The organism is Achromobacter sp. D7-1, assembly GCF_059760445.1.
Genome location: NZ_JCBAMT010000018.1, coordinates 19,590 through 41,168, shown reverse-complemented (window position 1 = coordinate 41,168; position 21,579 = coordinate 19,590). Strand labels below are relative to the sequence as shown.

Below are 21,579 nucleotides of genomic sequence, written 5' to 3'. Positions count from 1 at the left end.
CCAGCATGCTCACGATGACAGCCACCTTTCTGGGCGAGGTCGTGCGCCAGTCGCGCGACCACTACGACGAAGGCCCGGGGCTCGCCTTGCGCCCCCTGGTTCCGGACGCGGACGCCGCGCTGCTGCGGCGATGGTTTTCCATGGACTACGCGCGCTTCTGGTCCATGCAGCAGCACAACGAGGATCAGGTGCGCGACTTCTATGAGGCCCTTTGCGGCAGCGGGCACGCCAGCGCCTGGCTAGGCAGCCATGACGGACAGCCGGCCTTTCTGGTGGAGTGCTACGACCCGGCCCGCGACGAAGTCGGCGAACACTACGCGGTCCGGCCCGGCGACCTCGGCATGCATCTTTTCATCGGCCCGCCCCGCGTGCGGATCCCCAACTTCAGCCGGCGGGTGTTCGCCTTCGTCATGCGCTTCATGTTCGACCGCCTGAACGCCAGGCGCATCGTGGTCGAGCCCGACGCGAACAACGCCAAGATCCACGCGCTCAATCTGGCCATGGGATTTACCTATGCCGGCCAGGTCCCTTTCCGCGAGAAGACCGCCAGCCTGGCGTTCTGCACACGCGCACAGTTCGAACAGACCCGATACCAGGAGCCGCCCCAATGAACCCACATGCCGCCCCCCACCCTGCGCAGGTCGCCAGCCATCTGGAACCGCAAGCCTGGGCCAAGGTCAACCGCCTGCTCGTGCGCAAGGCCATCTCCGAATACACCCATGAGGGACTGCTGCAGCCCGAACGCCTGGGCCCTGCGGATACGCCGGGTTTCGACCGCTATCGCCTCGCGCTCGCGGACGGCCGGGTCGAATACCGCTACGACGCGCAACTGATGGCCATGCGCCACTGGCGCATCCGCGCGGAATCGATCGCCAAGACCACGGCCGGCGCGCCCGCGCCCCTGGACGCCCTGCAGTTCGTGATCGAGATCCGCGACAAGCTGCGCATTCCGGAAGACCGGCTACCCATTTATCTGGATGAAATCGCCAGCACGCTGCACGGCGCCGCCTATAAGCACACGCGCCCTTGCCTGTCCGCCGCCGAACTCGCGCTGGCTGACTACCAAACCATAGAAACCTCGATGATCGAGGGCCACCCCAGCTTCGTCGCCAACAACGGCCGCCTGGGCTTCGACGCCGAGGACTACCATCTCTATGCGCCGGAGGCCGCGACTCCCATCCGCGTGATGTGGCTGGCAGTGCACAAGGACAACGCGCATTTCGCCTGCCTGTCCACGATGGACTACGCCAGCTTGTTGCGTGGCGAACTGGGCGAGGACACCGTGGCGCGCCACAGCGCCACCTTGCGTGACCAGGGTCTGGACCCCGCCGACTACTACCTGATGCCGGCACACCCATGGCAGTGGTTCAACAAGCTGTCATTGGCATTCGCGCCCTATGTCGCCCAACGCAAGATCGTCTGCCTGGGCTACGGCGCAGACGACTACCTGGCGCAGCAATCGATACGCACCTTCTTCAACATCAGCCAGCCTGGCAAGCACTACGTGAAGACCTCGCTGTCCATCCTGAACATGGGTTTCATGCGGGGGCTTTCGCCCTACTACATGTCGGGCACGCCCGCCATCAACGAATACATCCACGGCCTGATCGCGTCCGACCCCTGGCTGAGCGCCAACGGCTTTACCATCCTGCGCGAGGCTGCCAGCCTGGGTTTTCGCAACTATTACTACGAAGCGGCGATTGCCGCCGACACGCCCTACAAGAAGATGTTCTCCGCGCTATGGCGCGAGAATCCACAGGCGCTGATCGGTCCCGACGAACGGCTGATGACCATGGCCGCGCTGCTGCACGTGGATCCGCAAGGCCAGGCCCTGCTGCCCGCGCTGATCCGCGCCTCGGGACTGAGCGCCGAGACATGGCTGGAACGCTATGTGGACGCCTACCTGACGCCGCTGGTGCATTGCTTCTACGCCCACGACCTGGTGTTCATGCCGCATGGCGAGAACGTCATCCTGGTGATCCGCGACCATGTGCCCGTGCGCGCCTTCATGAAGGACATTGCCGAGGAATCCTCCATCCTCGATCCACAGGCTGACCTGCCCGAGAACGCGCGCCGGCTGGCGGCGGACGTGCCCGAGGAATACAAGCTGCTGACGATCTTCGTGGACGTGTTCGAAGGCTACTTCCGCCATCTTTCCCAGATCCTGGCGGACACCGGCCTCATGCAGGAGGACGATTTCTGGGAATTGGTGGCAGGCCGCATCGCCGCGTACCAGCAGGCGCATCCGCAACGGCTGGAAAAATACCGACGCTACGACCTGTACGCGCCGGACATGATCCACTCGTGCCTGAACCGCCTGCAACTCGCCAACAACCTGCAGATGGTCAACCTGGCCGATCCGATCGGCAGCTTCCAGATGGCTCCGAGGCTGATCAACCCCGTGGCGCCTTACCGGCCGCAATGGCTGGACCGGACCGCCGACGCCGCGCAGGCTCTTGCGTGACCCGCGAACTTGACGATCTGCTCGCGCTGGCGGGCCGCCTCGCGCCCGGCCTGGATGGCCGCGTGGGTCCACCGGACGCGCCCGGCATCCGACCCGGCGCGTGCAATGCCGATGCCATTGCACGGCTGCGCGACTGGTGGCGGGAGCGCCATCCGGAAGCCGGCCCGCATTACCTGGCGCTGCGCTGCTGGGGCCTGCTGATCTGGCAGCCCGTCTACCTCAGCGTGATCGCCGCGCACCGCAGCGGCATCGTCCCGGACCTGACCCGGCTCAGCCAGCCGGTCGCCAACGGCTTCATCGCCGGCTACACCATGGAACGCCATGAACCCGTGCACGGCTGCCTGGAGAGAAGGCTGGATGCGGCCGCCACGCAGCTGCGCGAGATCGGCGCCTTGTTCTACCGCGAGTTGGGCGCGACGCTGCGCCTCAATCCCCGGGCGACCGCCTGCATGCAGGCCGACTGCATCCTGTCCGCCCTGTTGGCAGCCCGCGCAGGCGTGAGCGCGGCGGACAACGCCTGGGCAACCGCAGCCGCGGCCGATTGGCTTGCGCGCTTGGGCATCGCCGGCGGCAGCGGCTATCTGACCTATCAGCGGCGGTCGCTGCCGGCCATCGCAGTCGACCGGCAGGTCTGCTGTCACCACTTCCGCAGAAGCGACGGCGACTATTGCAGCACCTGCCCCAAACTGGATATCGCCGAACGCATCGCCCGGCTCGACGCCGAGAGCGCCGAAGCCGCCTGACAGGCCGCGGCCTTGCGGAAGGCACAAGGAGTCGGACATGACGGATGTAGGCCGCCTTGCACACGTAAAGCAAGCGTTCAGCCCGCTGCACGTGCGGGCATATTTCGACGAAGCCCTGTTCGCCCGCGAACAGGAAGTGATATTCAAGCGCACGCCGCTGTATGTCGGACATGAGAAAACCGTACCCGAACCCGGCGACTGGCGCAGGCTGCCGCATGAAGACGGCGGGCGCGTCCTGGTGCGCGGCGCCGCCGGCGTGGAGTTGATATCCAACGTATGCCGTCACCGCCAGGCCCTCATCCTGGGCGGCGAGACTGGCGCTGTCGCCGGGCCGGGCAAACCAGCAGGCAACCTGTCCGCCAGCGGCGGCAACATCGTCTGCCCGCTGCACCGTTGGACCTACGACAATCGCGGCCAGATTCTGGGCGCACCGCAATTTCCCAGCACGCCATGCCTGAACCTGCCGCGTTTTCCCCTGAAGCGCTGCCACGGCCTGCTGTTCGAAGGCCCTGGCGACCCGCAGGCGGATCTCGACGGACTGTTCGCCCGGCCGGAATTCGATTTCTCGGACTATGTTTTGGACCACGTCGAGGTGCACCAGTGCAACTACAACTGGAAAACCTTCATCGAGGTCTATCTCGAGGACTATCACGTCGGGCCGTTCCACCCCGGCCTTGGACGCTTCGTTACCTGCGATGACCTGAGCTGGGAGTTTGGCGAGCGCCACAGCCTGCAACGCGTGGGCGTGCACGATTCCCTGGAAAAGCCTGGATCCGACGTATACCGCGACTGGCACGGCACATTGATGCGCTACCGGGACGGCGCGCCGCCGGACTTCGGCGCGATCTGGGTGACGTACTTTCCCACCCACATGATCGAGCTCTACCCGCACGTCCTGGTGCTGTCCACGCTCTACCCCAAAAGCCCGCAGGAAACCGTCAACGTCGCCGAGTTCTACTATCCCGAGGAAATCGCCCTGTTCGAACGCGAGTTCGTCGAGGCGCAGCGCGCGGCCTACATGGAAACCGCGATCGAAGACGACGAAATCGGCGAACGCATGGATGCCGGCAGGCGGGCGCTCCTGCGACGCGGGGTAAGCGAAAGCGGTCCATACCAATCGCCCATGGAAGACGGCATGCTGCATTTCCACGAGTGGTACCGCGACATCATGGGCGACCAGCTAGGAGATTGCGCCGCGCCCTGAGAGGCTCCGCAATGCCGTCGAATCAATGCGAATATATGCTATTCTCATTTGAACCCCGCCGCCTCCCCGTGCCAACGCCCGAGGACTCAACCCGCAGCGCGAGTGACGCCTTTGAATCCTTCCTCCCCCACTGTCCGATTCACCGTCGCAGATTTCAACCGCCTGGGCGGCCATAACGGTTTCCGCTACCAGTTGCCCGGGATCGACCCCGCAGGCGCCGATCCGGATACCGTCTGCATCGCCGAGGGCCGCGTCGAAGAGCATGCGATCCGGCCCGGCCTGACCCTGGTCATGTCCGACGTGCTGGTGCATCACCATTACGAATCGACCTCCGTCATGACGCCCCGCTTTTCGGCCATCGTCATGCTGCAAGGGCAGGCCCAGGCGCGCGTCGGCGGCCATGACGACCTGCAGCTCGTTGCCCAAAGCGGCGTCAGCGCCGCGTACGGCGATACGGTCGCCATGACCGGCATCCACCATGCAGGCCAACGGCTGCGCAGCGTCAATCTGTCGCTGTCCGAACCGGACGGCGCGGACGACGACCCGTTCAGCGACCAGATCCGCAAAGTCTTGCGCACCCCCGCCTTCCGGCTGCGGCGCTGGCAAGTGCAGGCTCACCTGATGCAGGCCATCGAACATCTGCTGGAATGCCGCTGGGACGATCCGCTGCGCGCCATGCTGCGCGAGGGCGTCGGCGCGCAACTTCTGGCGCATGCGCTGGCGTCGCTGGACCAGCGGGAGCCCGAGGTCGGCGCGGTGTCGCGACGTGACCGGCAGTTGCTGGAGCGGGTACGGGAACGGCTGCACAGCGCGCCCGGCGAGGAGCACACGCTTGAGGATCTGGCAAAGCTGGCCTGCATGAGTCCCAGCACCCTGCGCGCCAAGTTCCGCGCCGCCTACCAGTGTTCCGTCTTCGCCTGGCTGCGCGAACGCCGCCTGGAAGTCGCCCGCGAGCAACTGGCGCGGGGCTGCAGCGTGCAGCAGGCAGCGCATTGCGTGGGCTACCGGCACGCCACCAACTTTGCCACGGCGTTCCGCGAGCGCTATGGCGTTGCCCCCAGCGAACTGAACTGAGCGGGCCGCCGTGAGCGCCTTCGCCCGCGGCTTTCGGCAGCACCCATTGCTCTTGCGGCGTTGCCCATTCATCCTGCTGCGCCTGGCGCGCGACCATGGGGCCATGCTTTCCGCCCCGGAAAGCCCCTGCCCCGGACGCCCACGTGCCTCGCCCCGACCTCCCGACTTCCTTTCCCATGATGGTGTTGATGCTGGGCCTGCTGGCCTGCGTGGCCCCGGCCACGGTCGACGCCTATCTGCCCGCCTTCGCCGCGTTGGAGCGGGAGTTCGGCGTGCCGCAGGAAACAGTGCAGCTGACCCTGGGCGTTTACATGTTCTGCTACGCGGCGATGCTGTTGCTGCATGGCACGCTGTCCGACTCGCTGGGCCGGCGCCGCGTCATCCTCGCGGCGCTGGTCTGCTACATCGGCGGCAGCGCGCTGGCCGTTGCAGCGCCGAGCTTCGCCTGGCTGTTGGCGGCGCGGGCGCTGCAAGGCCTCTCGGCCGGCGCCGGCATCGTGGTGGGCCAGGCCATCGTGCGCGACTGCTACGAAGGACCGGCGGCGCAGCGCGTCATGTCCTATCTGATCCTGGTGTTCAATCTGTCGCCGGCGTTGGCGCCCATAGTCGGCGGTCAGTTGGCCGCGCAGCTGGGCTGGCGTGCCGTCTTCCTGATGCTCGCCGCGCTGGCCGCGACGGCCTGGGCGTTGTGCGCCTGGAAGCTTCCCGAGACGCTGCCCGCCAGCCGGCGCAGGCCGCTGTCGTGGCGCTCACTGGCTTCCGGCTACGGCATGGTTCTTGCGGACCGGCGGTTCGCTGCACTTGCCATCGCTTTCAGCCTGATCTTCGCGGCCCAGGGTTTCCTCATCGGCGCCGCGCCGGACTTCATCGCCAACGTCCTCAGCCTGCCCGAAACGGATTTCGCGTATCTGTTCGTACCGCTCGTGATCGGGGCCATGGCAGGCGCGCTGTTCGCGGCGCGCAAGGCCGGGCGCTGGAGCGACCACCGCATCACCTTGCTCGCGTATGCCTTGATGGGCGGCAGTTGCCTCGCGAGCGTCTTATACGCCGCGGGCGCCGGACGGCCCGCCCTGCCCTGGGCGGTGATCCTGCCCGGCCTTTATACCTGCGGCCTGGCCATGTGCGTCCCGGGCATGACCCTGCAGATTCTCGCCCGTGCGCCAGGGCTGTCCGGCACCGCCGCCTCGATGCTCGGCTTCACCCAGATGCTGGCTTTCTCGGTAGCCAGCGGCTGGGGCGTACCCATGATCTACGGTCGGCCCCTGGCCCTGGCGCTTGCGATGCTGGCCTGCGTCGCCGCGAGCGCGGCAGGCTGGGCCTGGCTGCAACGGCAGTCCACGCCTTTGGCAAACGCCCGATCGGGGTGATCCGGCGGCGTTCAGCATACGCATCGCATCCTCCGGCATACGTTCAAGTCTCCAGCAAAAACAATAATTCTCATTACCAAATCTTTCAGCTGGAGCTTGTGTTCATGTCCCCCGCACTGTCCCCGCCGCACGCGCCTACGCGCCGGGCGTATCTGCTTACCCTGGCCGTCCGGACGGCCTTGCTGTGCTCTGCCTTGCCCTATCACGCAGCCAGTGCGCAATCCAGCTCGTCATCGGGCGCCGACCATCCCGCCGAACTCCCCGCCGTCACGGTCAGGGGCGCCGGCGTCGCCGGCACCACCGAAGGCACCCATGCCTACAACACCGAGGCTATGAGCACCGCAACCGGCCTGACGCTATCGCCGCGGGAGACGCCGCAATCGGTCAGCGTAGTGACGCGCCAGCAAATCGAAGACCAGGGTTTGCAGGACACCGGTTCCATCCTGGCCAGCGCTCCCGGCATCTCCGTCACGCGCAGCGACAGCAACCGCCTGTCGTTCTCCGCGCGCGGCTTCGCGATCGACAATTTCCAGTTCGACGGCCTGAATGCGCCCATCCTCAGCCAATGGAACTACGGTTCCACCGACATGGACGCCGCCATCTACGACCGCGTCGAAATCGTGCGCGGCGCCACCGGCCTGATGACCGGCTCGGGCAATCCCTCCGCCGCAGTGAACTTCATCCGCAAGAAGCCGCTGCGCGAGTTCGCGCTGTCCGGCAGCGCCAGCGCCGGCAGTTGGGATTACGTGCGCGGCGACGCCGACCTGTCCGTGCCGTTGACGGAGAACGGACGCATCCGCTCGCGCTTCGTCGCCGCCTACAGCCAAGGCGACGACTATGTCACCTTCCTGGATACGCGCAATCGCACGCTGTACGGCGTCATCAGCGCCGACCTCACTCCCGATACGCTGCTCACCGTCGGCGTGGAATATCAGCGCAACCAGAGCAACGGCTTTGGCAGCGGTTTCCCGCTGTTCTATTCGGACGGCTCGCGCACCGATTTCAACCGGTCCGTGGCCAACAACACGCGCTGGGCGCGCATCGACACCGAATCGACCACCACCTTCGTGGACCTGAGCCACCGCTTCGCCAACGACTGGAAGGCGCGCGCCGCCTATAGCCACAATGAGGGCGAATACCGCATGAAGCAGCTCTATCGCGGCGGCTATCCGGACCGCGCCAGCGGCACGGGCATGACCAGCAACTTCAACAACTACGATGGCGATCGCTCGCGCGACGACATCAACCTGACGCTGTCGGGTCCGTTCCAGCTGTTCGGCCGCAAGCATGAGCTGGCCCTGGGCTGGATGAGCGTGGACGACCATAGCGACATCGGCCAGTACCTGATGGTGGGGGCCAAGCCCGCCATCGGCAGCTTCTTCGACTGGCGCCAGGACCATATCGCCGAACCGACATGGTCCAGCCGCAAGACGCCCGCCGACGACATGCGGGTCAAGCAGACCGGAACCTACGCCGTGGGCCGGTTTTCGCTGGCCGATCCGCTGCACCTGATCGTGGGCGGACGCTGGAGCAACTGGGAGACGAACCAGACCTACTTCGGCAGCAAGCGCGAGTACAAGATCAACGACCAGTTCACGCCCTACGCGGGCCTGATCTACGACATCGACAAGACCTACACCGCCTACGCCAGCTACACCGAGATCTTCCAGCCACAGAATGCGCGCACGCCCAGCGGTTCCATCCTGCCGCCGATCGACGGCAAGAGCTACGAGATCGGTCTGAAGGCGTCTTACCTGGACGGCCTGCTGGACGCGGCCGTGTCGCTGTACCAGACCCGCCAGAACAACCTGGCGCAGGCCATTCCCGGCGAGTCGGTCATAGGCTTGCCGGGCACGCAGGCCTATCGCGCGGCATCCGGCGCCAAGGTCGAAGGTTTCGAGCTGGAAACCACCGGGCAGATCATGCCCAACTGGAACATCGCGGCCAGCTACACGCACTTCACCGCCAAGGACGCCGACGGCAAGCCCATCAACACCAGCCATCCGCGCAGCCTGTTCAAGCTCTACACAACCTATCGCCTGCCTGGCGACCTGAACCGGCTGACGGTGGGCGGCGGCATGGACTGGCAAAGCCGCATGTACCAGTCCGCCCCCAGCCCGCGCGGCAACGTGGACGTGGAGCAAGGCAGCTACATGCTGGTCAACCTGATGGCGCGCTACGAGTTCAGCAAGCAAGTCTCGGCCACCCTCAACGTCAACAACCTGTTCGACAAGAAGTATTACGACCAGATCGGCTTTTTCAGCCAGGGCTGGTGGGGCGCGCCCCGCAACGTCATGCTGACGCTCAGGGCTCAATATTGATCGGGGGATTTGCCGCCACGATGCGTCTTGGCTTCGCAAGTTTCAAGCGTGCGATCCTGCGGGCTGGCGCCGCCTGCCTGGCCTCGCTCGCCCTGGCGGCCTGCGATCGCGCTGCCGATGCGCCGGTCGCTCCAGCGCCACAGACGGCCCGGGCCGATGGCTTTCCCGTCACGATAGACAGCGCTCTGGGTCGGGCCGTCATCGCGGCTCCGCCCAAACGCGTGGTCACGCTAGGCCTGGGCGCCGACGATCTGGCGCTGTCGCTGGGGGTGGTCCCGGTCGGGGTGGGCCGGGCCGACTGGGGCGGCGACGCCGACCACTACTGGCCCTGGGTGCGTGCCGCGATCGAGGCCCGCGGCGCGCCGCTGCCGCAGGCCATCGCCATGTTTCCGGAACTGGACGTCGAAGCCATCGTCGCGCTGCGGCCGGACCTGGTGCTGGCGCCCTTTTCCGGCGTCAGCGCCGAGGCCTATGCGCAACTGTCGCGACTGGTGCCGGTGGTGGCCTATCCGGAACAGCCATTCCTGACCCCGGTGGATACGCAGATCGACCTGGTCGCCGCCGCGCTGGGCCAGCGCGAACAGGCCGCGGCGCTCAAGGCGCAAATCCGCGGCGCACTGGCGCAGGCCTCGCGCGACCACCCCGTGCTGGCCGGCAAGACCTTTGCCTATGTGCGCGCCGACCTGGGTTCGGGCAATTTCGCGGCCTATGTGGCGGGAGATCCGCGCGTGGACACGATTGCCGCCATGGGCCTGAAACTGGCGCCGTCCATGCAAGGCCTGCACGCTAGCGCCGGCCATTTCGCCCATTATCTGGGTTTCGAGCATGCGGACGCACTGGGCGACGCCGACGTGCTGGTGTCCTGGTTCTATACCCCCCAGGAGCGCGACCGGACCGCGGCGCTGCCGCTGTTCGCCGCCATCCCCGCCGTGAAGCGCGGCGCCTATGTGGCGCTGAGCGACCCGGCGCTGATCATGGCCTCGTCCTCGGGCACGCCGCTGGCCGTGGACTGGATGCTAGGCAGGCTGGCGCCGGCGTTGGCCGCTGCTGCCCAGCGCTCCGAAGCCGGGCCCGGCGTGCGAAATGAATAAGTCCGCCCGTGCCGCCGGCCTGGGCGCAACCTGTCTGTTGCTCGCCGCCGCCACCCTGGGCAGCCTCTGGCTCGGTTCACGTAATCTGTCTCCCGCCTCGGTCTGGCATGCCCTGTTCCAAGCCGATGACAGTTACGCCGCGCTGGTGGTTGCCTCGCGTGTGCCACGCACCTTGCTGGCCTTGCTGACCGGCGCGGCGCTGGCCGTCGCTGGCGCGCTGATCCAGGCCCTGACCCGCAATCCGCTGGCGGAACCCGGACTGTTGGGCGTCAACGCCGGCGCCGCTGCCTCCATCGTGACCACCACCCTCGTGCTCGGCGGCCTGCCCGCCCATCCGTTCTGGGCGGCCCTGCCCGGCGCGCTGGCCGCGGCCGTGGCCGTGTACATGATCGGTGCCGGCGGCCGCGGCCTGCAGCCCGTGCGCCTGATCCTGGCCGGCGCGGCGGTCAACGCGGTGCTGTTTGCTTACGTGCAGGCTGTGGCCCTGCTGCATGAGGACATCTTCGACGCCTATCGATTCTGGGCCGTCGGCTCGCTGGCAGGACGATCCCTCACCGAAGTGGCCCGGGCCGCTCCCTATATCGGTGCCGGCCTGCTGCTGGCGCTTGCACTGGCCCGGCCCTTGAACGTCCTGGCGCTGGGACAGGCGCTGGCCCAGGCGCTCGGGGTGCGCGCTGGGCTGTACCGCGCGCTGGGCCTGCTCGGCGTCGCTGTCCTGGCCGCCGCCGCCACCGCGGCCGCGGGCCCTATCGCCTTCGTCGGCCTGGCGGTTCCGCATATCGCCCGCCGCATCGGCGGTCCCGACCTGCGCTGGCAACTCGCCTACTGCCTGCTGCTGGGTCCTCTTCTGATGCTCGCGGCCGACATCCTGGCGCGCCTGCTGCGGGCGCCGGCAGAACTGCTGACCGGCGTGGTAGCCGCGTTCCTCGGCGCGCCGTTCCTGCTGGCGGCCTTGCGCCGCCAGCCCGGGAGACGCCCTTGAACGGCCGGCGGCGCATGCTGCGCCTCGGCGCCTGGCTGTCGCTCCCTTACACGCCACGCGCGCTGGCCTACGCCTTGCTGCTGGCCGCGCTGGCCCTTGCCTCGATTGCGGGCGCCCTGTTGACCGGAGAGCAAGGACCAGGCTGGCCCCGTCTTGGACGGATCCTGGCGGGCGGCGGTACCGCAATCGAGCACTGGCTGATCTATACGGTCAGACTGCCGCGCGCCCTGTCCGCGCTGGGCGCCGGCGCCGCGCTGGCCCTGTCGGGCGCGCTGTTCCAGAGCATTACCCGCAACCCGCTGGGCAGCCCCGACATCATCGGCCTCACCGCGGGCGCCTCGGCGGGCGCGGTGGCGGTGACGATGGTCTGGCCGGGGGCGATGCCGCTGGCGTGGGGCGCCGCAGGCGGCGCGCTGCTGGCGACGGCGGGAGTCTGGTTTGGATCCGGCGCGGGTTTCTCCGCGCCCCAGCGCATGGTGGTCGCGGGCATCGCGGTGGCCGCCATCGCCTTCGCCTTCGTGCAGTACGGCCTCTCCAATCTGCGCCGCGAACAGGCGCATCTGGCCGCGACCTGGCTCAACGGCAATCTGGCCGGCAAGACCTGGAACGATGTTGCGCTGGTCGCCACGGCCTGCGCGCTGCTGCTGCCCTTGGCACTCGGGCTGAGCGCGCGCCTGCGGCTGCTGGAAATGGGCGACGACGTCGCGCACGCCTTGGGCGTCGCCCCTGGGCCCAACCGCCTGGCGGCGACGCTGCTGGCCGTGCTAGCCGCGGCCGCCGCCGTCAGCGTGGCCGGCCCCATCGCCTTCATTGCGCTGGCGGCCCCGCAGATTGCGCGGCGCTGCGTGCCTGCCGACGGCCCGCAACCCCTGCTGGCGGCATTGACCGGCGCCGTGCTGCTGGCAGGCGCCGATCTGCTGTCGCGTTCGGCTGGCGCCAACGGCTTGCCGGTAGGCGTGCTTACCGCAGGCATCGGCGGCCTCTATCTCGCATTTCTGCTCATGCTCGAATGGCGCAAGGTTTCAACGTGATTGCCACAACGTCCACACCCGTCCTCCAACTCCGGGACGTCAGCCTGTCCTACGGCGCCCGCCGCGTACTGGACAGTTTGACGCTGGACATCGCGCCGGCCTCGTTCACCGTAATCCTGGGCCCCAACGGCTGCGGCAAATCCACGCTCCTGCGCGTGTTGGGCGGCGCCTTGACTCCCAGCCGGGGCCGCGCCCTGCTCGACGGCGCCGACCTCGCCAGCCTGCGCCGAAAAGCGGTAGCACGCCGCCTGGCCTACCTGCCGCAGCAGCCGATTGCGCCCGAGATGATCACCGTCCGCGACCTTGTCTCCCGCGGCCGCTATCCGCATCAGTCCCTGTTGCGGCAATGGTCGGCGGCGGACGCCAGCGCCGTCGACGCCGCCCTGGCGGCCACGGATCTGGAAGGAATTGCCGGGGATCCCGTGCATACCCTCTCCGGCGGCCAACGCCAGCGCGCCTGGCTGGCGCTGGTGCTGGCCCAGGAAGCCGGCATCATGCTGCTCGACGAACCCACCACTTTCCTCGACATCCGCCACCAGCTCGATCTGCTGGAGCTATGCGCCCGGTTGCACCGCGCCGGACGCACCTTGGTGGTGGTGCTGCACGATCTCAACCTGGCCTTGCGCTACGCTGAAAGGATCGTGATGATGCGCGATGGGCGGATCGCGACGCACGGCGATGTCCGTCCGGTCGTGACCGAGGACATCATGCGCCAGGTCTTCGATCTGGATTGCCGCGTCATGCCCGACCCCGAGACCGGCAGCCCCATGGTCGTGCCCCGGCGCTTTCGGCAGCCGCTGACGGGGAGTGAAGCCTTCGAAAAATGAACAAAGCCCGCCATAGCGGGCTTTCTTCATGCGACGGCGGCGCATCCTCAGAGCATATGCGCCAGGAATTCGCGGCTGCGCGCTTCGCGCGGCGCGCGGAAGAAGTCGGCCGAAGGCGCTTCCTCGACGATGCGGCCTTCGTCCATGAAGATGACCCGGTGCGCGACTTCGCGCGCGAAGCCCATTTCATGGGTCACAACCAGCATGGTCATGCGTTCGTCGGCCAGCTGCTTCATGGTGCGCAGGACTTCGCCGGTCAGTTCCGGGTCCAGCGCCGAGGTGGGTTCGTCGAACAGCATGATGTCCGGCTCCATGGCCAGCGCCCGGGCGATCGCCACGCGCTGCTTCTGGCCGCCGGACAGGCGCGTCGGGTAGTTGTCGCGCTTGTTCAGCAGGCCGACCTTGCGCAGCAGTTCTTCCGCCTTGGGAACGATCTGGGCGCGCGTCATGCCCTTGACGGTGATGGGCGCCTCGATGATGTTCTGCAGCACGGTCATGTGCGGGAACAGGTTGAACGACTGGAACACCATACCCATCTTGCGGCAAATGCGGCGCACGTCGGCGTCGCTGGCGTACTGGCTGCGCCCGCCCGGCACGGCGCGGGCCATGGCCTCGCCTTCGACCTCGATGCTGCCCTCGTCGATGGTTTCCAGGTGGTTGAGACAGCGCAGGAAGGTGCTCTTGCCCGAGCCCGACGGCCCGATCACCGCGACGACCTCGCCCTGGCCCAGGCTCAGCGAAACCCGATCCAACACGCGGTTGGGCCCGAACGACTTGATGATTTCGCGGGCCTCGATCATGACGGGACGCGCGGACGGAGAATTACTGGTCATATTTGGCATAGCGCTTTTCCATGTGCTGGAAGAACCACGTCAGGATCAGCGTCATGATGAGATAGAAGGCGGCGGCGACCAGGAACGGCGTGGTCGTGAAATCGCGCTGCACGATGCCGCGCGCCGTGCGCAGGATGTCGTTGAGCGCCAGCACGTAGATGAGCGAGGTGTCCTTGACCAGGGTGATGGTCTCGTTGCTCATGGGCGGCAGCACCCGCTGCACCATCTGCGGCAGCACGATGCGGCGCAGGGTCTGCAGATAGGTCATGCCCAGGACCTTGCTGCCCTCGTACTGGCCGCGGTCCACCGACTGGATGCCGGCGCGGAAGATCTCGGCGAAATAGGCCGCGTAGTTCAGCGCGAAGGCCACCACGGCGGCGGGAAAGTCCGGCAGGCGGATGCCGATCACGGGCACGAACGGCAGCGCGAAGTAGATGAACAGCATCTGCAGCATCAGCGGCGTGCCGCGCATGAGCCAGATATAGCCATTGACCAGGTTGCTGGCCAGCCGCCATTTCGAGATCCGCACCAGCGCCAGCACCAGTCCCAGGGGGACGGCCAGCGCCAGCGTGATGAAAAACAGCGTCAAGGTGACTTTCGCGCCTTGCGCCAATGGTCCCAATAGGGAGAGTACGTAGTCCATGCAGTGGGTTCGCGCCGTCAGCGTCCGTGGACGCCAAGGTTGGATCGATTCATGAATCAGCCCGCCTGGCGCGTCGGCGCCGCGGCGGGCTGTGGAACTTGGGTCTGGACGCCCGGGCGCGATGGCCGCGGGCGCCGCTGGCCCCTTACTTGATGATGTTGGCGCCGAACCACTGGGTGGCGATGCGGCCGGCGGTGCCGTCCTGCTTCATCGAATCCAGGGTCTTGTCCAGCTTGCCCAGCAGTTCGGTGTCGTCCTTGCGCACGCCGACGCCGTAGTCTTCGGTGCCGAAGTTCTCGTCCAGCACGCGGTACTCGCCGGCGCGCTTGCTGATCAGGTAGCGGCCCACCACTTCGTCCACCACGATGGCGTCCAGGCGGCCGGCGGCCAGGTCCATCAGCGCGGTGACGTTGTCGCCGAACTTCTTGACTTCCTTGATTTGCGCGGCGACCGGGTCCTTGGCGATGGCGTCGGTGGCGCTGCTGCCGTCCTGGGCGCCCACGACCTTGCCGGCCAGGTCAGCCTTGAGCTTCACGGGGGACGCATTGCCCACGATGATGATCTGGTGGTTGGCCATGTAGGGCGCGGTGAAGCTGATGTTCTTCTTGCGCTCTTCGGTGATGGTCAGGCCGTTCCACAGCACGTCGACGCGCTTGCCGTTGAGTTCGGCTTCCTTGGCGCTCCAGTCGATGGGCTTGAATTCCACTTCCAGGCCCAGGCGCTTGCTGGCTTCCTTGGCCATGTCGATGTCGAAACCGACGATCTGGTTGTTCGAGTCGCGGAAACCCATGGGCGGGAAGTTGTCATCCAGGCCAACCACGACCTTCTTGGCGGCGGCAGGCGCCTGCGCACCGGCGGCGGGCGCATTGTCGCTGGGACCGCAAGCGGTCAGCAGCGCGGTGGCGGAAGCGAGGAGTACAGCTGTCAGTTTTTTCATCGTTATGGATGCGCCGGGCGCAAGAATGAAGAATGCCGGAATGGCCAGTCAAAAAGCCGCGAGCCGGTATTTTATCCTCTTGCGGGGGCGCGATCCGTCCCCCCTGACAGATACCGCAGAAAAGCCCGGGCCGCCGCCGCCCGGAACCCGCCTCAATCCTGCTTGATGCCCGCGGCCTTGATCAGAATTTCATAGCGGCCGGCCTCCTCCTTCATGGCGGCCAGGGTGGCCTCGGGCGTCGAACCGCGCACCAGCAGGCCGCGCGCCTCATAGGTCTGGCGGAAGGAAGGATCCGCCGTGACCGCCGTCACCGCCTGGTTGATCCGCGCCACCAGGGCGTCGGGCGTCTTGCCCGGAGCCAACAGCGTGAAGACCGTGGACGGAATGCTGCCGGCCTTGCCGCCGGCCTCCTGCAGGGTCGGCACGTCGGGCAGCATGGCGGCGCGCTGGGTGGCGCCAGCCACCAGCACCCGGATCTTGCCGGCCTTGTACTGTTCCGACACCGCCAGCCCGCCAGCCATGACACTGTCCACGTCGCCGGCCATGGTCGCGGTCATCGCCGGCGCCACGCCCTTGAACGGCACGTAGGTGAACTGCACCCCTTCGGCGCTGGCCAGCATGGCCATGCCCAGGTGGTTCACGTGGCCCTGGCCGCCGGTGCCGACATTGATGCGCTGCGGATTGGCGCGGGCGTAATCGATAAATTCCTTGTAGGTCTTGGCCGGAAAGGCATTGCTGACCGCGACGTACAACTGCACCTGGCCCAGGTCGGTGACGGGTTTGAAGTCCTCTTGCCAACGGTACGGCACCTTGGCGTACAGGAAGGGATTGGTCTCCAGCGCCAGCCGGTCCACCATCAGCAGGGTGTTGCCGTCGCCCGCCGCCTTGGCGACGTAGTCGCTGCCGATGATGGCGTTGGCGCCGGGCCGATTCTCCACCACCACGGTCTTGCCGCTTTGCTTGAAGAGGCGGTTACCCAGGTCGCGCGCCAGCACGTCGGGCTCGGTGCCGGGCGGATACGGCACCACAATCTTCACGGTGTCCGACGGCCAGGCCTGGGCCGCGGCCTGCCCGGCCGGCAGCAGCGCAAGCGCGGCCCACAATACAGGTTGAAAACAACAACGGTACGGCGATCCCATGGTACTTCCCCTTGTATGCGTCGTTCCGGTCGAGGCCGGCGACTGAATTGCCGCCCGGGGCCAGAACGGCCCTGGACGGCTGGAAACCCAGATCAGGACCGGCGCGCTTCACCAGCGGCCGATCAGAATGCCCATCATCCGTTCGTGCGCATGCGTGCGCTCGCGCACCTCCTCGTCGGTTTCGCTGGCGCGGCGCTTCAAACCCTGGTGCCAGTCCAGCAGCGCCGAGCGCATCCGGGCCGCGACCGGCGCCATGCCCGGATCGGCGCCCAGATCATGCAGTTCGCCTGGATCGTCGCGCAGATCGAACAACTGGCTGCGATAGCCTTGCCAGTGCAGGTACTTGTAGCGCTCGTCGCGCACCATCAGGCCGGTGCATTCCCGCTCGCCGCGCCCCAGGAACAATCGGGCCTCGCGGTAGGCGTAGTCCAGGCTGCCGATCACGTACTCGCGCGCGGGCGGCGCCGAACCGGACTCCCCGCGAATCCCGGGCAGCAGCGACCGGCCCTCGATGCGGTGCGCCTGGGGTGGTAGGTCGAGCGCGTCCAGCACCGTGGGGACGATGTCTATGCATTCGACGAAAGCGTCGCTACGAGTGCCGCGGGTCGCATCCCCCGCGGCCGCCGGGTCATAGACCAGGCAAGGCACACGCATGGCGCTGTCGTAGAAGTATTCCTTTTCGCCCAGCCAATGGTCGCCCAGGTGGTCGCCGTGGTCCGAGGTGAAGAGGATCAGCGTGTCCTGCAGCCGGCCGCTGCGCTCCAGGAAGTCCAGCACCCGGCCGATCTGGTCGTCGATCTGCTTGACCAGCCCCATGTAGACCGGCCGGATGCTGCGCCAGACCTCGTCGCGGGCGAAGGACTCCGACTCCTCCAGCCGCTGGTAGGCGCCGTGCACCGGATGCGGGCGTTCCCGTTCCGCCTGCGAGCGCACCGGCGGCGCGCAGTCTTCCGCGCCGAACATGGCGTGGTAAGGGGCCGGCGCTTTGTAGGGCCAGTGCGGCTTGATGTACGACAGATGCAGCGCCCAGGGCTGGTCGCCCTGCTCCTGCATGAAACCCAGAGCACGGTCCGTGAGGTAGGCCGTTTCGGAATCGGCTGCGTCGACCCGGGCCGCCAGCGGCGCGTTGCGCATCAGCCAGCCGCTGGCGAGGCTGCCGTCGGCGGCCTGGCTGCCCACCACATAGTCCTCCCAGGGCCGCTCGCTGTCGTAGCCGCGTTCGCGCAGGTAGCGGCGGTACGGGCTGTCCTTGGCCAGTTCGAAATGACCGTCGTAGCGTTCGATCGGCACGAATCCGCCCTGCAGAAAGCGTTGCTCGTCTTCGGCGGCGTAGCCCTTGGCGCGCAATCCGGCGCGGTCCGGCACGAAGTGCGTCTTGCCCAGCAGGTGCAGCGGCAGCCCGGCCTGCGCCAGGTATTCGCCCAGGCACCACTCGTCCACTGGATGCGGCACGCGGTTCCAGGTAACGCGGTGCGACAGCGGATAGCGGCCGGTGTAATACGACGCGCGCGACGGGCCGCAGACCGCGGACGTCACGTAGGCGCGGTCGTACTGCACGCCCATGCGCGCCAGCCGGTCGATGTTGGGCGTGCGCAAGGCGCCGGCGCCGCCGTAACAGGACAGGTGATCCGCGCGCAGCTGGTCGCACATGATGAACAGTACGTTGCGGACCTTGGGGTTCGTGGCCGGGGCGGACGCGTTCATGGCTGCGCTCCGTTCAGGATGGCCCCGGGCACGTGTGCGGCGTTGTCCGCCGGCTGGGCTGTCGCCTGAGTTGCGCCAGGCACGAAGCGGGCGGCAAAGCGGCCCAGGGCGTCGGCCGCGTCCTCGCTGCGGCCCAGCGCCGCCACGTAGCGGTCGGGACGCACCAGCACCCAGTCGGCGCGCGTACGCTGGAACCAGAAGTGCAGCGCGTTTTCCGTGTCCTGCAACACCGGCAAGGCCCCGGCTTGCAACGCCTCGGGATCGCAGCCGCTGCGCGCGCGCTGCGCCGCCACGTAGCGGCAGCCCAGCTTGTCCAGCTGCGCCCGCAGGGCCGGCGGCAGCCCGGCGCGCGGATCGCGGCGCCAGCCTATCAGGGCGAAGCCCGCGCCCAGCGCCTCGTCCAGGCGCAGCGTGGCGCCGTCCTCGCATTCCACCAGCGGCTGGATGAACATGCGGCCGATGCACTCGCGTTGCGCGCGGTCCGCGCTGTCGCCCACCACGCCGCGGCTATAGCGCGGCATGGGCTTGAATTTCATTTGCAGCACATAGTCCCGGATCTTCGGAATATTCCGAATCGACAGGAAGAACGTGTCGCGCAACGCCGCCAGCACCGGGTTGGTCTGCGACAGCATGGCGCCGAACATGTCGGCCAGCGAGATCATGGCGCGCGCGTGGCTGTGGCGTTCGTCGTGATAGCTCTGCAAGGCTGTGGGATCCAGGCGACCTTGCACGATCCAGGCCACCTTCCAGGCCAGGTTGAAGGCGTCGCGCAGGCCGGCGTTCAGGCCCTGCCCGATCCAGGGCGGGGTCAGGTGCGCGGCGTCGCCCGCCAGGCAAACGCGGCCCGAGACGAAGCTGCGCGCCACGCGGGAATTGTGGGTATAGACGCGGGCGCGGATGACATTGAGCTTGCCCGGGTCGGCCACGTGGTGGCGCAGCAGTTCCTGCACTTTTTCCGGTTGCAGCATTTGTTCGCCGTCCTCGCCGGGGAACAGCATGAACTCCCAGCGCCGCAGGCCGTAAGGCAGGCGCAGGCAGACATAGGGGCGGCGCGGCTCGCAATGCAGCGCGGTGTAGGGGGCGTCCAGCGGATCCTGGTCGCATTCGATGACCACCCACTTGCGCGGATGGGTGTTGCCGTCGAACGGCAGCTGCAAGAGGCGTTCGCGCACCGTGCTGCGCCCGCCGTCGGCGGCCAGCAGGTACTGCGCGCGAATCTCGCGCTCGGCGCCGTCGGCCTGGCGCACCCGCACCGTGACGCCGCGCTCATCCTGCTCCAGCGACAACAGCTCGCTGCCCAGCTCCAGCGTCACATGCGGAAAGCGCCGCAGTCCGGCGCGCAAGGTGCGTTCTCCCAGCGGCTGCGAAAACAGGTTGCGGCGATACCAGCCGTACTCGCGCGTGGCCGGCAGGATCTCGGCGAAGCAGCGCTTGGTCCGCGTGTACATGCGCATGGGCACGTTCTGGATCATGTCGCGCAGCATCTCGTCGGCCAGGCCCGCGCTCTGGAAGGTGCGCATGGCCTCATCGTCCAGGCCCACCGCGCGCGGATAGTCCAGCACGTCCTGGTTGCGCTCCAGCACCAGCGTTTCCACGCCATAGCTGCCCAGCAGGTTGGCCAGCGTCACGCCGACCGGCCCGGCGCCCACCACCAGCACCGGCACTTCTACGATATGCGCCATATTGGCTCTCCCTTGGATTCTTGTTGTTGGCCTTGCGGGCGGCGGGTCAGGCGCGCCGCAGGAACCCGCCCACGGCCTGATTGAAGACCTCGGGCTGGTCGTCGTGGATGTAATGGCCGGCGCCGGCGATCTCGATCCACTCCACGTTCGGGTTGCACGCCGCCATGTCGCAGGCGGTCTGGGCTTGCAGGTAGTCCGAGCGCCCGCCGCGCACCACCAGCGTCGGACAGGCCAGCGCCTGGACCTGCGGCCACAGGTCCACCACGCGCGCCGGATCGGGATCCAGCCGGGTGGCGGCGATGCCGGCGTGGTCATGACGCCAGGTCCAGCCGCCCGATCCATCCTCCTTCAGCATGTGGCGCAGCCGTTCCTCGCGGGCGGCTTCGGTCACGCTGGGCCGCAAGGCGCGCAGGTACTCGCGGGCCGCGCCGACGTCCGAAAAGGACGCGGGCGTCTCGCGCAGTTCGCGCTGGATGCGCGCCGCCCCCGCGCCGCCTTCGAACGCGGCGGGTCCGGCGTCCTCGACGATCAGGCGCCGCACGCGCTGCGGATAGCGGGCGGCGAAGACGATGGCGGCAATGCCGCCCATCGAATGGCCCAGCAGGTCGAAACTGTCCAGGCCCAGGGCGTCGGCCACGCCCGCCAGGTCGTCCACGTAGGCGTCGGTGTAGTAGTTGCGCCCCGGATCCCAGCTGCTGGCGCCGCGGCCGCGCTGGTCATAGGCCAGCACGCGGAAGTCCGGCTGCAAGGCCTGCGCGATGCCGGCAAAGGTCTCGGCGTAGCCGCGGATGCCATGCAGCATGAATAGCGGACGCCCGTCCTGCGGGCCCCACTCGGTCAGATGCAGGGTCATGCCGTTGACGGCGATGTCGGTGTCGCGACGTTGCATGTCGGGTTCCTTCAGCAGAGTCCGTCTTTGCCCTGGATTTCGCTGGCGGGGATGCCGCCCAGGCGCGCATGCAGGCGGCCGCGGGTGGCGAAGGCGAAGGCGATCAGCACTTCGTCGCGGTTGGGCGCGTCGCCGAACAGCGCGCTCACGCTGTCGTAGTGCGAACGGACATAAAGCGCGTCCTTATGCGCCAACGGTATGTCGATGACGGTGCCGGGACCGCCGCGCTTACCGGTGGACGGGACCCAGGCCTTGCCGCCACCGAGCGCCGCACGCACTGGCTCGGCGAAGATGGTGGTCAGCAGCGCGTTGCCGTGCTCGTACTCGCCGTCCGTGCCCACCACGCAAGCCTTGCCGTAGCTTTCCAGCGGCTGGCCGCCGGCGGCTGCGATGACGCGCCGGCCGAATTCCTCGCCCAGCATGCCCGAGGGTTCGACGTAGGCCGACAGGTCGCGCTCAAAACGGCCCGCATAGGGGTTGTGCAGCGCCGCCGCGATGACAATCTTGCGCAGCGGTTCGCCGTCGGCCGGTTCGCCGGTCTCGGTGGCCAGGGTGTCTTCAATCTGCAAATACCATTTGCGGATGCGGTAAGGGCCGAAGTTGGTGTTGCTCATGGATGCTCCAGAAAGTGTAGGATCGGGAATGGAT

At 67.5% G+C, this 21,579-nt stretch carries 19 protein-coding genes; 11 read left to right on the top strand and 8 right to left on the bottom strand.

The window, feature by feature from the left end; genetic code table 11:
- The first annotated feature begins 5 nt into the window (after positions 1–5).
- The 11 genes from AC6LKD_RS10510 (at position 6) to AC6LKD_RS10460 (ending at position 13,104) form a co-directional block, all read left to right on the top strand.
- Positions 6–611, top strand: a complete 606-nt coding sequence (locus AC6LKD_RS10510; protein WP_498116135.1) for a GNAT family N-acetyltransferase — start codon at positions 6–8, stop codon at positions 609–611.
- On the top strand, positions 608–2,464 hold the full coding sequence (locus tag AC6LKD_RS10505) for an IucA/IucC family protein (RefSeq protein WP_498116133.1): 1,857 nt from the start codon (positions 608–610) through the stop codon (positions 2,462–2,464). Before AC6LKD_RS10510 ends, AC6LKD_RS10505 begins: the two co-directional genes overlap by 4 nt.
- Positions 2,422–3,207 (top strand): siderophore ferric iron reductase, encoded by a 786-nt coding sequence (locus AC6LKD_RS10500; RefSeq protein ID WP_498116131.1) that lies wholly within the window; start codon positions 2,422–2,424, stop codon positions 3,205–3,207. The genes AC6LKD_RS10505 and AC6LKD_RS10500 overlap by 43 nt, the downstream gene beginning before the upstream one ends.
- Before the next feature lie 37 nt (positions 3,208–3,244).
- Positions 3,245–4,411 carry an aromatic ring-hydroxylating oxygenase subunit alpha gene (locus tag AC6LKD_RS10495; protein ID WP_498116129.1) on the top strand — a complete coding sequence of 389 codons (1,167 nt, stop codon included), beginning with the start codon at positions 3,245–3,247 and terminating at the stop codon, positions 4,409–4,411.
- Positions 4,412–4,513: 102 nt separating this feature from the next.
- On the top strand, positions 4,514–5,485 hold the full coding sequence (locus AC6LKD_RS10490; RefSeq protein ID WP_498116128.1) for a helix-turn-helix transcriptional regulator: 972 nt from the start codon (positions 4,514–4,516) through the stop codon (positions 5,483–5,485).
- A gap of 176 nt (positions 5,486–5,661) precedes the next feature.
- Positions 5,662–6,852, top strand: coding sequence for a multidrug effflux MFS transporter (locus AC6LKD_RS10485; protein ID WP_498116179.1), 1,191 nt, complete (start codon positions 5,662–5,664; stop codon positions 6,850–6,852).
- 104 nt (positions 6,853–6,956) lie between these two features.
- Positions 6,957–9,173: a TonB-dependent alcaligin siderophore receptor FauA gene (gene fauA / locus AC6LKD_RS10480; protein WP_498116127.1), complete on the top strand. Its 2,217-nt coding sequence runs from the start codon at positions 6,957–6,959 to the stop codon at positions 9,171–9,173.
- 20 nt (positions 9,174–9,193) lie between these two features.
- Positions 9,194–10,264: an ABC transporter substrate-binding protein gene (locus AC6LKD_RS10475; protein ID WP_498116125.1), complete on the top strand. Its 1,071-nt coding sequence runs from the start codon at positions 9,194–9,196 to the stop codon at positions 10,262–10,264.
- Complete coding sequence (locus AC6LKD_RS10470) at positions 10,257–11,246, top strand: FecCD family ABC transporter permease (protein ID WP_498116124.1); 990 nt, start codon at positions 10,257–10,259, stop codon at positions 11,244–11,246. Before AC6LKD_RS10475 ends, AC6LKD_RS10470 begins: the two co-directional genes overlap by 8 nt.
- Positions 11,243–12,277, top strand: coding sequence for an iron chelate uptake ABC transporter family permease subunit (locus tag AC6LKD_RS10465; protein WP_498116123.1), 1,035 nt, complete (start codon positions 11,243–11,245; stop codon positions 12,275–12,277). The genes AC6LKD_RS10470 and AC6LKD_RS10465 overlap by 4 nt, the downstream gene beginning before the upstream one ends.
- Positions 12,256–13,104 (top strand): ABC transporter ATP-binding protein, encoded by an 849-nt coding sequence (locus tag AC6LKD_RS10460; protein ID WP_498116122.1) that lies wholly within the window; start codon positions 12,256–12,258, stop codon positions 13,102–13,104. The genes AC6LKD_RS10465 and AC6LKD_RS10460 overlap by 22 nt, the downstream gene beginning before the upstream one ends.
- A 47-nt stretch (positions 13,105–13,151) precedes the next feature.
- On the opposite strand, the gene AC6LKD_RS10455 is transcribed toward AC6LKD_RS10460, so the two are convergent.
- The 8 genes from AC6LKD_RS10455 to AC6LKD_RS10420 all read right to left on the bottom strand — a co-directional run bounded on the left by AC6LKD_RS10455 (position 13,152) and on the right by AC6LKD_RS10420 (position 21,545).
- Positions 13,152–13,904, bottom strand: a complete 753-nt coding sequence (locus tag AC6LKD_RS10455; RefSeq protein WP_492275344.1) for an amino acid ABC transporter ATP-binding protein — start codon at positions 13,902–13,904, stop codon at positions 13,152–13,154.
- Between the two features lie 22 nt (positions 13,905–13,926).
- Positions 13,927–14,580 carry an amino acid ABC transporter permease gene (locus tag AC6LKD_RS10450; RefSeq protein ID WP_013393691.1) on the bottom strand — a complete coding sequence of 218 codons (654 nt, stop codon included), beginning with the start codon at positions 14,578–14,580 and terminating at the stop codon, positions 13,927–13,929.
- A 145-nt stretch (positions 14,581–14,725) separates the two neighbouring features.
- Complete coding sequence (locus AC6LKD_RS10445; RefSeq protein WP_013393690.1) at positions 14,726–15,517, bottom strand: amino acid ABC transporter substrate-binding protein; 792 nt, start codon at positions 15,515–15,517, stop codon at positions 14,726–14,728.
- Positions 15,518–15,669: 152 nt separating this feature from the next.
- Positions 15,670–16,620, bottom strand: coding sequence for a Bug family tripartite tricarboxylate transporter substrate binding protein (locus AC6LKD_RS10440; protein ID WP_498116120.1), 951 nt, complete (start codon positions 16,618–16,620; stop codon positions 15,670–15,672).
- Between the two features lie 144 nt (positions 16,621–16,764).
- The gene (locus AC6LKD_RS10435; protein WP_498116119.1) at positions 16,765–18,360 is read right to left on the bottom strand and encodes a sulfatase-like hydrolase/transferase; all 1,596 of its coding nucleotides are present in this window, start codon (positions 18,358–18,360) and stop codon (positions 16,765–16,767) included.
- Complete coding sequence (locus tag AC6LKD_RS10430; protein WP_498116118.1) at positions 18,357–20,042, bottom strand: bifunctional 3-(3-hydroxy-phenyl)propionate/3-hydroxycinnamic acid hydroxylase; 1,686 nt, start codon at positions 20,040–20,042, stop codon at positions 18,357–18,359. Before AC6LKD_RS10430 ends, AC6LKD_RS10435 begins: the two co-directional genes overlap by 4 nt.
- Before the next feature lie 46 nt (positions 20,043–20,088).
- Entirely contained in the window at positions 20,089–20,931 is an 843-nt protein-coding gene (locus AC6LKD_RS10425; protein ID WP_498116117.1) for an alpha/beta fold hydrolase, read from the bottom strand.
- An 11-nt stretch (positions 20,932–20,942) separates the two neighbouring features.
- Positions 20,943–21,545 carry an amino acid synthesis family protein gene (locus AC6LKD_RS10420; RefSeq protein WP_492275039.1) on the bottom strand — a complete coding sequence of 201 codons (603 nt, stop codon included), beginning with the start codon at positions 21,543–21,545 and terminating at the stop codon, positions 20,943–20,945.
- Positions 21,546–21,579 lie beyond the last annotated feature (34 nt).

Bases quoted from the DNA above. Each gene is read 5' to 3' on its own strand.
- AC6LKD_RS10455 (WP_492275344.1), bottom strand. From the start codon at position 13,904: ATGATCGAGGCCCGCGAAATCATCAAGTCGTTCGGGCCCAACCGCGTG.
- AC6LKD_RS10505 (WP_498116133.1), top strand. From the start codon at position 608: ATGAACCCACATGCCGCCCCCCACCCTGCGCAGGTCGCCAGCCATCTG.
- AC6LKD_RS10470 (WP_498116124.1), top strand. From the start codon at position 10,257: ATGAATAAGTCCGCCCGTGCCGCCGGCCTGGGCGCAACCTGTCTGTTG.
- AC6LKD_RS10460 (WP_498116122.1), top strand. From the start codon at position 12,256: ATGGCGCAAGGTTTCAACGTGATTGCCACAACGTCCACACCCGTCCTC.
- AC6LKD_RS10500 (WP_498116131.1), top strand. From the start codon at position 2,422: ATGGCTGGACCGGACCGCCGACGCCGCGCAGGCTCTTGCGTGACCCGC.
- AC6LKD_RS10420 (WP_492275039.1), bottom strand. From the start codon at position 21,545: ATGAGCAACACCAACTTCGGCCCTTACCGCATCCGCAAATGGTATTTG.
- AC6LKD_RS10435 (WP_498116119.1), bottom strand. From the start codon at position 18,360: ATGAACGCGTCCGCCCCGGCCACGAACCCCAAGGTCCGCAACGTACTG.
- fauA (WP_498116127.1), top strand. From the start codon at position 6,957: ATGTCCCCCGCACTGTCCCCGCCGCACGCGCCTACGCGCCGGGCGTAT.
- AC6LKD_RS10425 (WP_498116117.1), bottom strand. From the start codon at position 20,931: ATGCAACGTCGCGACACCGACATCGCCGTCAACGGCATGACCCTGCAT.
- AC6LKD_RS10510 (WP_498116135.1), top strand. From the start codon at position 6: ATGCTCACGATGACAGCCACCTTTCTGGGCGAGGTCGTGCGCCAGTCG.
- AC6LKD_RS10475 (WP_498116125.1), top strand. From the start codon at position 9,194: ATGCGTCTTGGCTTCGCAAGTTTCAAGCGTGCGATCCTGCGGGCTGGC.
- AC6LKD_RS10430 (WP_498116118.1), bottom strand. From the start codon at position 20,042: ATGGCGCATATCGTAGAAGTGCCGGTGCTGGTGGTGGGCGCCGGGCCG.
- AC6LKD_RS10495 (WP_498116129.1), top strand. From the start codon at position 3,245: ATGACGGATGTAGGCCGCCTTGCACACGTAAAGCAAGCGTTCAGCCCG.
- AC6LKD_RS10485 (WP_498116179.1), top strand. From the start codon at position 5,662: ATGATGGTGTTGATGCTGGGCCTGCTGGCCTGCGTGGCCCCGGCCACG.
- AC6LKD_RS10445 (WP_013393690.1), bottom strand. From the start codon at position 15,517: ATGAAAAAACTGACAGCTGTACTCCTCGCTTCCGCCACCGCGCTGCTG.
- AC6LKD_RS10450 (WP_013393691.1), bottom strand. From the start codon at position 14,580: ATGGACTACGTACTCTCCCTATTGGGACCATTGGCGCAAGGCGCGAAA.